We start from the raw sequence: 14,222 nt of genomic DNA on the forward strand, positions 1-14,222 counted from the left end.
ATCTAATCATTTAGACGATGGATTGTTCTTAAGTTCAAATCCCCCCCAGCTTACTCCGTATATCCATCACTCCGTCTCTCACCCGGAACTGAACCTCGCCCATTGTATCTGTGCGGTAAATTTGCGAGCCGTATTGATCCAGTCTGTCCGTCACCGTAGGGTGTGGATGCCCATACGTATTGTTCACTCCTGCAGAGATGACTGATAGCTGAGGCTGCCAATAAGCAAGCCATTCCTCTGTAGTGGAGGTCTTGCTTCCGTGATGTGCGACTTTCAGGACGTCCACCGGACCCACACTACTACTCTTGCTCGTTAGATCCTTAGCCTCCTCATCTCCTCGTGATGAAGCCGCAGAAAGTTCCTTAGCATTCCCATTTAGAGCATTGTCCTCATGACTAACAGATTCACTCTGATTTCGCAGCCGATCCAAAATGTCCAGCTCAGCAGCCGCATCAATATCTCCTGTAAATAGGAAGGAACGCCCCTCCATATCCAGCTTGAATACAACCGAATCATGATTCTGCTCCTCCGATACCGGCAGAGGCGTCTTGTGATCTATACCAGGCAGCATCTCTTCAGGAGGAGCCGCCGGAGCCATAAAGGTAAGCCTCGTATCCTTGTCAGGCTCGTAAACCATACCATCATATGCTTCATATAACCGTATCCCCTTATCAAGTGCTGTCTGCAGCAGCTCATGGAAGGCGTCTTTGTCAGTCATCCGTCCATTAAACATAAATGTCGAAACCGGAATATCCTCTAGCACGGCCTGCAATCCCCCAGCATGATCATGATCACCATGGCTTAAGATGACTGCATCGAGCTGCTGAATCCCTCTTTTCTTCAGCAGCGGCACAAGCAGCGACTCCCCCACCTCATAAGGATCCCTGCGCTGCTTCCAGCTCTCTTGCTCTCCAAACTGAATCGTGCCCCCGCCATCCACCAATATATGCTTGCCCGCCGGCGTTGAGATAAGAATACTGTCCCCCTGCCCAACGTCCAGAACAGCTACAATCCCTTCGGAGGCCCGGTATGGACCTTGGTAAGATACGAACAATCCTGCAGACAATATTACACACAAAGCTGCTAACAACACCTTATGAAAAAAGTGAAAAGGTGCACGTGCATAATATCCCGCCCCTTGAGGTCCGAACACACTCTCCAGCTCTGGCCAGGCAGATGAAATTTGCAGCGCATCAATCGCGCCTTGGAGACGGGTTTCCCCACGAAGGAAAAATGTCCCTTGTTTTCGTGGCATGAAGCCGACAGCATGCTGTCCCTTAGAATGAATGACGTGATCTACCGTTAGTGGAATGGTATCATCATCACGCGGCGTTAACGGCTGTCTGCTGGCTCTCCATTCTTTTAGTAACAAGCAAATAAAATACAGCGCTAAGTAATAGGCAGCTACCGCCATATAATGAGGGGTTGACCAGATAAGAACAAACGACTCAAAGGTATTCAGCCAGGCTACAAAGTCAAAGGTCAAACTATTCAGCCACTCCGTAATCCATACAATAGGCTTCGTCGCAGGCTCCCACAAGTAGACGAGAGCCAAAGCAAGGGTGCCTAACGGCAGCACAAGGAAGCTGATAAAGCCTACGAGCAGAAAATTAGCTCCAAATGATAATAACGAGAATTGGTTAAAATAATAGACTGTCATCGGGAATGACAGCAGCTGAGCAGCGATAGTTACAACCGCAGTGCCGGACAAGACCTTTGGCCATTTGGTAAAATGCGGAGTAAGCATAGGGACGAAGATCATCAGACCTGCTGTAACCAGAAACGACAGCTGAAAGCTCACATTGACCAGCATGTAAGGCTCCACCAGCAGCATAATAAGAGCCGTCAGGCAGAGAATGTTCAGTCCATCTTTCATGAGGCCTTTTCTCGCCATATATAACCCCAGCATTGACATAATCCCAGCCCGAACGACAGAAGGTGAAGAACCGGATACAAGCACATAGACAGGCACTAGAAATAACGTAATCGTCAGTGCTGTCTCCTTACTGAGCCTGCATTTGGTCAACACAAATAGGAGAGCAGATACATAAATGGCGACATGCATGCCAGAGATTGCAAGAATATGCGTAAGTCCGAGCTGCGAGAACTCACCGTAGGTATCCGGGTGGATTTCGTCCCCGATCCCGATGACAAGCCCTTTCATATAGCCCGCATTCGGCTCCTTGAACATCGCCTCCATCTTGCCTCCGAGTTCTTCCCGTGCTGCATCGCTCCATCGTAATATGACATTTTTATCAAAAATGCTATCCAGCACAGTATGCTCTATGCCGTCTATCCCTTTGGCTTTCAAGAGCCAGTGAATTTGGTGTGTATGTAGATACTTTCTATAGTCAAAGCTGCCAAAATTGCGAGCCTTCCCGGGAGCCTCCAGTGTCCCGATTATAGAGAGCGTATCTCCTCGCTGCCACGAGTCTGCAATGTGTTGCTCCGATTCCTCAAGCAGTCTGATCTGGACCTGAATTTTCTCATTGAGCAAAGAGTCCGTTTGAGCTGCTATTTCATTTGCTTCTTCACTTGTTGCTCTGTCTGTACCTTCATTCGTATTTCCATTCGTACCTTCGGGGACTGGAGCTCCAATCTCTCTTGCATCATGTGCATGCAGTACAAACTGTACTCTGTCGCCATCCACCTCTACCTTGGACGCGATCGTTCCATGAAGCTCCACCGTCAGCCCGGTGATTTCGCCCTGTGGTTTTTCTTCTAAATAGGCGGGAAGCTCTGTTATGTTCTTCAGATCGTTCCATTCATAATAGGCACAGGACAGAACGATACTCGTCATTAGTACTGCAAGCAGGACTCCTCTAATATGCAATAAGTAAAATAAAATACTGAGCAGCATCATGACACCAAGCACAATGGCATAAAGTCTTAGCCCATCGTACAGATAAGCCGCAGCACTTCCAACAATCCAGCAGGCACAAAATAAGGCAAGCGGTCTTCCTTTCAATGGCTCCTCCCTCCTAAGCACAAAAAAAGAACCTCAAAGTACAAGCCATATTCTCATGGCTGCCTTCGAGGTTCTTCCTCTTGTTATTCGTTATTCGTTCTTATTCCGACACGGTCATCAATGTTTCTCTTGGCGGTTCATACCCGCTGAGCGATCGGAACGTAATCCCTTTATGCTCCATCATCTGGCGGACCTTGGTCGTATCCTTCGGATAGGGTCTATGGAATACAATTTCCGTAATCCCACTGTTGGCCAGCATGTTGGCGCAAGTCCAGCAGGGCTCATCGGTTACATAAACAGAGGATCCCTCCCGATCGGCCCGGTCTGTGAAGAGCAGTAGATTCTGCTCGGCATGAATGGTGCGAACACAACGCTGCTTCTTCACCATGACCTCCTTGCCATCCTCGATCGTAAGCTCATAGGCCTCGGAGATCATACATCCCGCCTCTGAACAATCCGGTACACCCATCGGTGCTCCATTGTAAGCTGTACCTAGCAGCTTCTTCCCCTGTACGAGTACGGCTCCTACATGTCTGCGGGGGCATCTTGAACGAGTAGATACCATATAAGCGATATCCATGAAGTAAGTATCCCAGTCTTTTCTTATGTCTGCACTCATCGTTCCTCACTACTCCTTAGACATTGATTACGCTTTATATTAATTTATATATAGATAGGGAGACATTTTCTCCAGCATCTTCATACCAATCCCTTTAACATTCGTCAAATCGCTTGGTTTCTGAAAAGGTCCATGCTCAGCGCGATAGTCCATGATGGCCTGTGCTTTTGTCTCACCTATACCAGGAAGCTCCATCAGCTCTGCCAGCGTAGCCGTATTAACGGCTACCTTGCCTTCAGCAGCAGAACTCACCTCTCCTGACACTACAGCGTCATCGGCCGGCTCTGTATCCTGAACTGCTTGGATAACAGCTGATTCTCCCTGAACATTTCCGCCACTGTTTCCCTCAATCTTTGTTGGTAATGATGAAGTCATGTTCTCTTCAATCGTTCCCTCAGGAGCAGTCTTTGAAGAATCTTCTGAAGTTACATGAGTATTGGCAGAAGAAGTATTCTGGCTTATAGCCTGCTCTTCTGCAGTCTCCTTCTCCTTGCTCTCAACAGCTTCTGTCTCCTTACTCTCATTAGCTTCCTTCTCCTTGCCCTCAGCTGATCCAGCTCCAGCTCCAGCATCTGCATTCCCTTCATTTACTGATAGAGCAACTCTGTCACTGATTTCGGTCCATTCTTCTGTACCTGAATCGCCAGATCCTCCAAACAATATGAGCGCGCTTGCAGACAGTGCTGTCAAGGCTATGACAATCGTTCCTCGCTTCACCTCATAAACCTCCTAAACTATTGTGACATTGATGTAAAATTTGTCGTCATGTAGTCCAAGACCTGGTGCATACACTAAGAAGAACGTAAGCCTGCGTAAGTACCGTAAAGCAAGAAAGGGGGAACCTCAAGATGTTGAAGGTTGGATTTATCGGAACCGGCAGCATGGGAAGTTTACTCATTAATGCCTTCCTTGCTTCTGGAGCACTTGACGCTAGACAAATTGTGGCAAGCAATCGGACACATGCCAAAGTTCTTAAGCTTTCATCCATCTATCCAGGTCTGAAAGCCGCTGAAACCAATCAGGAAACGGTCATGAAAGCGAACTTTATCTTCTTATGCGTAAAGCCGCATGAATTCAAAGAAGTCGCTCAGGATATCAAGCCCTTCATTAAACCGGAGCATATTCTTATTTCAATTACAAGTCCTGTTCAGATTCGGCATTTGGAGTCTGTGCTGCCTTGTAAAATCACGAAAATCATCCCTAGCATCACTCATTTGAGAGGAAGCGGGGCATCTTTATGTATTCATGGAAATCGAATGAAGGATGAAGATAAAAAACAGGTCGAGCAGCTGTTCTCTTATATCAGCCGACCGGTCCAGGTAGAAGAGTCCTTTACCCGGATCAGTTCTGACCTTACCAGCTGCGGACCCGCATTCATCGCTTATTTTCTGGAGCAATGGATCCAGGCAGCCGTGCAGCATACCGGAATTGATCATGAGGATGCCACTTGCCTAGCCAGTGAAATGCTCCTTGGAACAGGAAAGCTGTTAACAGAAGGAGCCATGACACCGTCACAGCTCCAAAAACGTGTTGCCGTCCCGGGTGGTATTACCGCCAAGGCACTCAATTTACTGGACTCAAACCTGGCTGGCGTATTCGACCAATTGATCCAGGTGACTCACGCAAAATACGAGGAGGACCTGGAACATCTGGATGCCGAATTCGGAGCGGGTGAGATTAACCGGCAACAATATTAACAAGCTTGCCTGGTACAGCAATCACTTTACGGATTGTTTTGCCAGAAAGTAATTCTTTGATGGCAGGCAGCTCAAGACTATGCGCTTCAAGTCCTTTGGCATCAAGATCAGCTGCGACGTGTGCACGCTGTACAATCTTGCCATTAATCTGAATAACGATCTCCACTTCCTTGTCTACCGTAAGGGATTCATCATAGTCCGGCCAAGCAACATAAGTAACGCTCTCTTCATGACCAAGGCGGGACCACAGCTCTTCTGCAATGTGCGGAGCGAGTGGTGACAAGAGCTGAACAAAGTTCTCCATTGCTTCGCGCGGAAGACGGTCTGCCTTGTAAGCATCATTAATGAAGATCATCAGCTGACTGATCGCTGTATTAAAGCGCAGATGCTCCAGATCGTCCGTTACTTTCTTGATTGTCTTATGCCATGTACGCTTGAATTCCTCGGTGCCTTGATCGCCGATCTTCTCGTTCAAAGTACCATCCTCGTTGATAAACAGGCGCCATACGCGAGCCAGGAAGCGGTGTGCGCCTTCAACGCCATTTTCGTTCCAGGGCTTCGTCGCTTCAAGCGGTCCCATGAACATCTCATAAATACGCAATGTGTCGGCACCAAAGTTGTCAACGATATCATCTGGATTAATGACATTACCACGGGATTTACTCATCTTCTCGTTGTTGGTTCCGAGGATCATGCCCTGGTTCACCAGCTTGTGGAACGGTTCCTTCGTCTCAACTATGCCCAGATCATACAGCACTTTGTGCCAGAAACGAGCGTACAGAAGATGAAGCACCGCATGCTCCGCTCCCCCAATATACAAGTCTACCGGCAGCCACTCACGCTGCTTCTCCTTCGAGACAAGCTCTTTGTCATTGTGAGGATCAATGAAGCGCAGGTAATACCAGCAGCTTCCGGCCCATTGCGGCATCGTATTCGTCTCACGGCGAGCCTTCATGCCTGTCTCTGGGTCAACCGTATTAATCCAATCCGTCACATTAGCAAGTGGAGATTCACCGGTACCGGAAGGCTTAATTTGCTCTACATCAGGCAGTACTAATGGCAGCTGATCCTCAGGCACAGTCTTCATTGTTCCGTCTTCCAGATGCAGAATCGGAATCGGCTCTCCCCAATAACGCTGACGGCTGAACAGCCAGTCCCGCAGGCGGTAAGTCACTTTGCCTTGACCTTTGCCGTTCTCTTCAAGCCATGAAATAGCTGCGGCAATTGCTTCTTCATTATGCAGACCATCCAGGAAGCCGGAATTCACGTGAGCTCCGTCGCCTGTATATGCCTCTTGTGTCACATCGCCCCCGGATACCACCTCGATAATTTCAAGGCCAAACTCCTTGGCGAATTCCCAGTCGCGGCTGTCATGACCCGGAACGGCCATGATCGCACCTGTACCATATCCAGCCAGAACGTAGTCTGCAATCCATACAGGTAGTTTTGCCCCGTTAACAGGATTGATGACATACGCCCCTGTAAATACACCCGTCTTCTCCTTCGCAAGATCGGTGCGCTCCAGATCGCTCTTCCGAGAAGCCTTCTCGATGTATGCTTCAACCGCTTCACGTTGTTCAGCTGTTGTGATCTCTGCAACCAGCTCATGCTCTGGAGCGAGTACAGCATAGCTTGCACCGAACAAGGTATCTGGACGGGTAGTAAACACGGTTACACCTGCATCATGACCTTCGAGAGGGAAAGTCACCTCCGCACCTTTGGATCTTCCGATCCAGTTCCGCTGCATATCCTTGATGCTCTCTGCCCAGTCCAGTTCGTCCAGGTCATCAAGCAGACGATCTGCATATTCCGTAATCTTCAGCACCCATTGGCGCATCGGCTTACGTACAACCGGGAACCCGCCGCGCTCACTCTTGCCGTCGATTACTTCTTCGTTAGCAAGGACCGTTCCAAGCTCCTCACACCAGTTCACCGGTACTTCGGATACGTACGCCAGACCGCGCTTATACAGCTGGATAAAGATCCACTGCGTCCATTTATAGTAATCAGGATCCGTCGTGCTGATCTCACGATCCCAGTCATAAGAGAAGCCTAGGGATTTGATCTGACGACGGAAGTTATTGACATTCTTCACGGTTATATCCCGTGGATGCTGCCCTGTATCAATGGCATGCTGCTCTGCCGGAAGTCCAAATGCATCCCAGCCCATTGGATGGAGCACGTTGTAGCCGCGCATTCTCTTGTATCGGGACACGATATCTGTTGCCGTATAGCCCTCTGGATGTCCTACGTGCAGACCTGCGCCTGAAGGATATGGGAACATATCCAGAGCGTAGAATTTCGGTTTATCCGAAGTTTCCTCTGTCTTAAATGTCTTGTTCTGATCCCAGTACTGCTGCCATTTCGGCTCGATTGCCTGGGGATTATAGCCGTGCTTCGGCTGTTCTTTCTGACTCAATGTGCATCCTCCTCGTCATCATAACCAACTTCTCCACGCGATTACAGAATGGTTCAGCTAGCCATGTAGCTTGCAACTTAATGAATTCTATAATCAAAAAAACCTCCGCATCCCATAGCGTGTCATCGCTAGGGACGAGAGGTTGTAATTCCCGTGGTACCACCCTAGTTAGCGGACATACGTGCTTCGTCGTCCACTCCCTTAAGCACCCTGTAACGGCGGTGAACCGATGAGGCTTACCAAATACTGAATAATTAGCTTAACCTCATATCTCCAAGGCGAGTTCATAGTGCTCCGGCAACCAGCTTGCACCGACCGCTGGCTCTCTGAAATACACAGGCTCTACTACTATTCCTCTTCATCGAAATTTCAATAATAATCGGAATCATTATACAAGAAGGACAAGGATAAAGTCAAATTTTGACGCTTTACAGTGCCGTATCATCCACATTGTCAAGCCATTCCTCAATCGTTCCGATCACCGAGGTGACACAGCCTTCTTCAAATGGAGAGATCAAGCCCGCAGTAGCCACCAGCTCTGTAAAGGATTTGCTTCCTCCTTGACGACATAGATTCAAATAATCAGACCATGCAGCAGCATAATCCTCTCTCGAGCGCTTCCAGAACTGGAACGCACAGATTTGAGCTAGCGTGTAATCAATATAGTAAAACGGAGAGCTGAAGATGTGTCCTTGTTTATGCCAGAAGCCTCCTTGCTCCAGATAACTGTTGTTCTCGTAGTTACGGTGCGGCAGATACTTCCGTTCGATCTCACGCCATGCCTGCTTCCGTTCTGCTGGAGTCGCATCTGGATTAGCATAGACGAAATGCTGGAATTCATCGACCGAAACACCGTAAGGAATAAAGATAAGGCCGCTTGCGAGATGCTCGAAGCGGTATTTGTCCACTTCATGCTCGAAGAACAAATCCATCCATGGCCAAGTAAAGAATTCCATACTCATGGAATGAATTTCGGCTGCTTCATGTGTGGGGAACATATACTCAGGAACTCCAAGCTCACGGCTCTGATACACCTGGAACGCGTGGCCTGCCTCGTGGGTCAGAACGTCAATATCTCCGGATGTTCCGTTAAAGTTCGAGAAGATAAACGGTGCTTTGTAGTCTGAGATGAACGTGCAATATCCGCCGCTGCGCTTTCCTTTTTTGCTGACCAGATCCATCAGCTCATTGTCCAGCATAAAGTTGAAGAATTCACCCATCTCCGGTGACAGCTCATCATACATCTTCTTCCCGTTCTGGACAATCCATTCCGGATCACCCTTAGGCGTTGCATTCCCTGTAGGGAAGACTACATTCTCGTCATAGTAATAGAGCTTATCTACGCCGATCCGTTTACGCTGACGCTCCTTGAGCTTGGAGGCTACGGGTACGATATGCTCCAGCACTTGAGCCCGGAATTTCTCCACCATTTCAGCGTTATAGCCTATTCGACTCATGCGAGCATAGCCCATCTCCACAAAATTGTTAAAGCCCAGCTTGATAGCCATGCTTGTTCTTACCTTAACCAGATCATCATAGATCCGGTCCAGTGTTTCCTCATGCTCGCTCATAAAGGCGGTACGTGCTTCCTCCGCCCGTTTGCGCATGGAGCGATCGGTCGATTCCCCAAATGGGACAAGCTGGGATAATGTGCGCTCCTCGCCTTCAAATTCGATCTTGGCTGATGCAATCAGCTTGGAGTATTCCGTTGTCAGCTTATTTTCAAGCTGTAAATCACTGATGATGTCAGGGCTGAACGTCTTGATCTCGAGCTCGGCGAGCTGAAACAGCTGCTTCCCAAATCGGGCTTCGAGCTCTGGACGAAATTCGGAATGGACTAGAGCTTCATAGTACTCAGTTATGTATTTCTGAAACAGGGGGGTTGTCTCATCGGAGAAATCCTTCTCTGCCTTGTAGAACTCATCGTTGGTATCCACTGAATGACGAATGGAGACAAGTGTCAGCTGTGTGGTTACGGCTCCTCTGAGCTTGTTGAGCTCATTCATTGCTTCGGCTTGATCGTCAGCATTCTTCGCTTCGCGAAACGACGTAAGCAGAATGCCAAACTCTTGTTCAAACTGAGCTACATCAGGTCTTTCATAACGATATTCACTAAATTTCATCGACGTTACACCTGCCCTCTCTTGATTTTACTACCCATTATATCCCAATTAGTTGTCCAGTTCTATGGAGTAAATGAAATTAATTGATAAGTGGTTAAAAAACAAATGACCTAACTCTCCTTGTCCACATCTGACTTCGCCGAAAAATATAAAAATAGCACCGCCGCAGCTCCTCATCTCAAGATGACCGCACTGCAGCGATGCCTACTATTAGAAAATATAACTTACCTGTTCATGCAAGCTCAGGCTGCCCGGCTATAGTCCGAAACATCGACATCCAGAGGAAGCTCATTGGCACGTGCTTTTTGTGCAGCTCTGAAGAAAACAACAACCAATACGACACTAATGACGCCTCCTGCTATATACGAAGCATCCATGCTCATACGGAAGCCGATCTCTGCATTCAGAATATAAACCATTGTTGTGTACAGCATTAACGCTCCCGGAATGAGGGCCACCCAGAAGTTCTTCCGTGCGACATACAGGTACATCGCTCCGACAAACAAGGCAATCACACCTGTTGCTTGATTCGCCCAAGAGAAATATCTCCACAGAATGTTAAAGTCGATCTGAGTAAGCACGATAGAGATAATAAAGAGCGGAACAGCGATGATCAGCCGTCTCTTCATGCTAAGCTGTGGCAGCTTGATGTAGTCTGCAATGATCATTCTTGCGCTTCGGAACGCTGTATCGCCTGAAGTAATCGGCAGTACAATAACGCCTAGCACGGCAAGTGTACCAACGAAAGCACCCAGCGTCACCCTCGCTACCTCGCTTACAACAAGCCCGGTGCCACCTTCTGCAAGCAGCTCATTTAAGCCAACCGGACCTTGAAACAGGCTCATCGCTGCTGCAGCCCATACCATTGCGATAATTCCTTCTGCAATCATCATGCCATAGAAAATTTTACGTCCCTGTCCTTCACGCTGTGTCGTCCGTGAGATAATCGGTGTCTGTGTCGCATGAAAGCCTGATAAGGCACCGCATGTAATCGTCAGGAACAACAGTGGAAAGATTGGCAGATTATCCGGGTGGAGGTTCGCCAGCGTCAGCTCAGGGATTGGGGCTTGCTTAAAGATCAGCATAGCTCCTACACCCACTGAAGATATCAGCAATAAAGCACCGAAGATCGGATAGAACCGGCCAATAATTTTATCAATCGGCAGCAAGGTCGCCAGAATGTAGTAGGCAAAAATGGCGACAAGTATATACCACATGCTGATTTGTCCATCCATCAGGTTATGAATCAGGCTCGCTGGAGAGGTGACGAACACGGTTCCCACCAAGATCAGCAGTAAAATAGCGAATGCGTTTACAACATGCTTCATGACTTTCCCGAGGAACTTGCCTGCAAGTTCTGGCAAATGAGCTCCGCGGTTTCGAATCGAGATCATGCCTGTCAAATAGTCATGTACTGCCCCGGCAAAAATACAGCCGAATACAATCCATAAAAAAGCGACTGGGCCGTATAACGCGCCCATAATCGGGCCGAAAATCGGGCCGACACCTGCGATGTTGAGCAGCTGAATCAAGGAGTTCTTGCTTGTGCTCATTGGCAGATAGTCTACTCCATCCTGATTTACATAGGCAGGGGTCGAACGTGAATCTTTAACCCCGAACATCTTTTCAATATATTTTCCATACGTGAAATAACCGAGTACTAACAGCAAGATTGATATGATAAAAGTAATCAAAATTACCGCCTCCTTATGAAATCGCTTACATTAAGTATAAATAAATGAGTAAGCCACGGGGCGATTTACGATTAACATGTCGTAATCTTGAGATAAGATGCATTAAATGTGCCATGAAGTGCATCAGATATGTGATGTGATGCAGGAATAAAGCGCACAGTTCTGTTATAATTCCATTGCTTCGCGGAACGCTTTTGCATAATTGCGGCTTACGGCAAGCAGCTCATTACTGCCTTTCAGTTCAAGCTGATATGCCCCGTTAAACCATGGAACCAGCCTTTTTACATATTTCATATGAACCATATAGCTCTTGTGAATGCGAAAGAACGGGTAGAGCCTGAGTTTTGCCTCCAGGTTCTTCAGCGGCGTTCTCACATGATGGACTTGATGGACAGTGACGATCTTCGTATAGGACTCTTCACGGGATAGATAAATGATGTCATCCGGGTCAATAAAGTGAATTTCTCCTTCTTCCTCTATGGATAGCTTCCCACAAGACTTGATTTGCACTGGGGAAGACAGCTCCTGACGTGGAGCAAGAATTGTTCTCTCCAATCGCTTGACGGTCTCTGCCATGCGTTCTTCGTCTATCGGCTTGAGCAGATAATCGAGCGCTTCCACTTGAAACGCATCAACCCCAAACTGAGGGTAAGCCGTTGCGAACACAATCTTTGGCGGACTCTTCATCTTCATCATGGCTTCCGCGGCCTGCAATCCGTTCATAATAGGCATTTCGACATCCAGGAATACCACATCAGGCTGCAGCTGAATTGCCTTCATGACCGCCTGCTCTCCCGACTCTGCTTCTCCCACCAGCTCGACTGAGGGATATTGCCCCAGCAGATACCCAAGCTCTTCCCGGCTATACCGTTCATCGTCAACAATTAAAGTTCTGATTCTCTCAGTCATTAGGTGTGATTCCTGCCTTTCATGGGTCTGATCTTCCGCTTGTAGTCACGGATGGAATGTGGAACTTCACTTCCGTTCCTCTATGCTCACTGCTCTTAATCTGTAACGAAGCTCCACTACCATACATCAGAGTCAATCGACGGGATACGTTGAACACTGCAAGCCCTGTTCCCGATGAGGATTCTATCCTCTGTATGCCTAGCTGCTGAAGCCGTTCCTCTTCAATTCCTTCTCCATTATCCCTGATCAGCACTGATACGCCAGTCATCGGGTCACCTGTGATCTCAATGTGAATTACACAATGCTCTGTCCGGTTACGGAAGCCATGTCGAATGCAATTCTCCACAAGCGGCTGTAAAGTAAGCGCGGGGACCATTGCCTGCAGAGCAGACTCTTTAACATCATAATGAATTGTGAGCTTGTCCTCGAACCTTATTTCTTCAATATTCAAATAGGAGCGAAGATGCTGCAGTTCCTCTAGAAGTGTTGCTCTTTCCGCAGTGGCTGCTGTCAGATTCTTGCGAATATAGTCAGACAAGCTCCGAAGCAGCTTGCGAGCCTTCACCACGTCAATTCTCGTTAATGACAAAATGGTATTCATCGTGTTGAACAGAAAGTGAGGATGAATCTGTGCCTGAAGTGCCTTAATTTCCGCCTCCCGTGCGAGCTCTTTCGCTTCGACCAGCTGGGCAGCTTCGAGCTGGTAGCTTAGCAGCATGGTGAGTCCAGACATGAGCTCAGTTGTTACATGTGTGATCTCCTTTTTGCTGCGGAAATAAAATTTCAAAGTCCCCACCGTCTGGCCTCCCTGTTTTAGAGGTCCTATGACAGCTGCCCCGAGCGGACAGCCCTGCTTCTGACAATGTATCTCCTCATTGTCTACAATGAGCATTTCGCCCTGCTCAATTACGTGCCGGGTTACCTCCGTCTGCAGCGGTCGCCCCGCAACATGATGATCGTCCCCGATCCCGATATGAGCCAAAATAACACGTTGATCCGTCATCGCAATGGCACTCGCCCTAACCTCTTTGAACAGAATTCGGCATACCGCTTCAGCCGATTCCATCTTCATGCCCTGGCGCATGTATCCAAGCGTCTGGCGGGCAATGCGGAGTGAAGTCTGCGCCTGCTGAGCGGCTGCCTTCTGCTCCTCGTTAACGACAGAACGGATAATGAGTACAAAGAGTGCACACCCAATTCCATTCGCAACGATCATCGGAAGACCGATATACCCGACTAAGCTGAGTGCCTGCTCGTACGGTCTTGCCAGCAGCAGAATAATCAGCATTTGCAGGGATTCCGCTAACGCTCCGAGAAAGAGTGCTTTTGAGAACCGGATCTGTCCGCCTTTCTTGCGAAACACACCTGCCAAAATTCCGGCCAATATACTCGCAAGCCCGCACGCAAGGCTAGTAAAGCCTCCCAAGGTAAAACGGTGCAAGCCAGCGATTAACCCGGCACCGAGCCCGATCTTCCATCCGCCAAAAAGTCCGGCCATCACGATGCCAACCACTCTGGAATTAGCAATGGCTTCCTCCTGGGATACCTCAAGCATCCACTTGTTAAGCGCCAATGAATCAGGATGGACCGTAAGCCCGGTATAGGTTCCGATGATACCCAGTACACCAAAGACCAGTACCGCGTGCACCTGTTGAACGGAAGTTAACTTGTCCCGGCTCAGCATCGTCCGAAAAAAACGCAGACGGGTCACGATAAACGCAATCGTTACGATGATACCAATGCGCTCCGTCATAGTAATTAGCAGTTCAAACAAGGGTTTCCCTCCATTTCCG

The 14,222-nt window shown here is 48.4% G+C and carries 8 protein-coding genes, 1 pseudogene and 1 other annotated feature; of the genes and pseudogenes, 1 reads left to right on the top strand and 8 read right to left on the bottom strand.

Annotated features, from left to right (window positions below; all coding sequences use genetic code 11):
- Positions 1 to 34 precede the first annotated feature (34 nt).
- From BM415_RS13335 to BM415_RS25585, 3 genes are all read right to left on the bottom strand, one after another.
- Positions 35 to 2,968 carry a ComEC/Rec2 family competence protein gene (locus BM415_RS13335; protein WP_244533230.1) on the bottom strand — a complete coding sequence of 978 codons (2,934 nt, stop codon included), beginning with the start codon at positions 2,966 to 2,968 and terminating at the stop codon, positions 35 to 37.
- 100 nt (positions 2,969 to 3,068) lie between these two features.
- Positions 3,069 to 3,587, bottom strand: coding sequence for a deoxycytidylate deaminase (locus BM415_RS13340; RefSeq protein ID WP_091158673.1), 519 nt, complete (start codon positions 3,585 to 3,587; stop codon positions 3,069 to 3,071).
- Between the two features lie 39 nt (positions 3,588 to 3,626).
- Positions 3,627 to 4,304 carry a ComEA family DNA-binding protein gene (locus BM415_RS25585; RefSeq protein ID WP_244533231.1) on the bottom strand — a complete coding sequence of 226 codons (678 nt, stop codon included), beginning with the start codon at positions 4,302 to 4,304 and terminating at the stop codon, positions 3,627 to 3,629.
- A 116-nt stretch (positions 4,305 to 4,420) separates the two neighbouring features.
- Between BM415_RS25585 and comER the strand changes: the two are divergent.
- Positions 4,421 to 5,284 (top strand): annotated as a pseudogene (comER, locus tag BM415_RS13350) (late competence protein ComER); the annotation flags it as partial.
- On the opposite strand, the gene leuS reads toward comER, so the two are convergent.
- The 5 genes from leuS to BM415_RS13375 all read right to left on the bottom strand — a co-directional run bounded on the left by leuS (position 5,265) and on the right by BM415_RS13375 (position 14,203).
- Positions 5,265 to 7,703 (bottom strand): leucine--tRNA ligase, encoded by a 2,439-nt coding sequence (gene leuS / locus BM415_RS13355; RefSeq protein WP_091158676.1) that lies wholly within the window; start codon positions 7,701 to 7,703, stop codon positions 5,265 to 5,267. The pseudogene comER and the gene leuS overlap by 20 nt on opposite strands.
- A gap of 127 nt (positions 7,704 to 7,830) precedes the next feature.
- Positions 7,831 to 8,074 (bottom strand) — a binding site (T-box leader).
- A 57-nt stretch (positions 8,075 to 8,131) separates the two neighbouring features.
- Positions 8,132 to 9,826, bottom strand: a complete 1,695-nt coding sequence (locus BM415_RS13360) for a M3 family oligoendopeptidase (RefSeq protein ID WP_091158677.1) — start codon at positions 9,824 to 9,826, stop codon at positions 8,132 to 8,134.
- 242 nt (positions 9,827 to 10,068) lie between these two features.
- Positions 10,069 to 11,520 carry a carbon starvation CstA family protein gene (locus BM415_RS13365; RefSeq protein WP_091158679.1) on the bottom strand — a complete coding sequence of 484 codons (1,452 nt, stop codon included), beginning with the start codon at positions 11,518 to 11,520 and terminating at the stop codon, positions 10,069 to 10,071.
- 165 nt (positions 11,521 to 11,685) lie between these two features.
- Positions 11,686 to 12,429 (bottom strand): LytR/AlgR family response regulator transcription factor, encoded by a 744-nt coding sequence (locus tag BM415_RS13370; protein ID WP_091158680.1) that lies wholly within the window; start codon positions 12,427 to 12,429, stop codon positions 11,686 to 11,688.
- 19 nt (positions 12,430 to 12,448) lie between these two features.
- The gene (locus tag BM415_RS13375; RefSeq protein ID WP_091158681.1) at positions 12,449 to 14,203 is read right to left on the bottom strand and encodes a LytS/YhcK type 5TM receptor domain-containing protein; all 1,755 of its coding nucleotides are present in this window, start codon (positions 14,201 to 14,203) and stop codon (positions 12,449 to 12,451) included.
- Positions 14,204 to 14,222 lie beyond the last annotated feature (19 nt).

The organism is Paenibacillus sp. 453mf (genome assembly GCF_900116105.1).
In the GTDB taxonomy this organism is placed as follows: domain Bacteria; phylum Bacillota; class Bacilli; order Paenibacillales; family Paenibacillaceae; genus Paenibacillus; species Paenibacillus provencensis.

Bases quoted from the DNA above. Each gene is read 5' to 3' on its own strand.
- BM415_RS13340 (WP_091158673.1), bottom strand. From the start codon at position 3,587: ATGAGTGCAGACATAAGAAAAGACTGGGATACTTACTTCATGGATATC.
- BM415_RS13360 (WP_091158677.1), bottom strand. From the start codon at position 9,826: ATGAAATTTAGTGAATATCGTTATGAAAGACCTGATGTAGCTCAGTTT.
- BM415_RS13370 (WP_091158680.1), bottom strand. From the start codon at position 12,429: ATGACTGAGAGAATCAGAACTTTAATTGTTGACGATGAACGGTATAGC.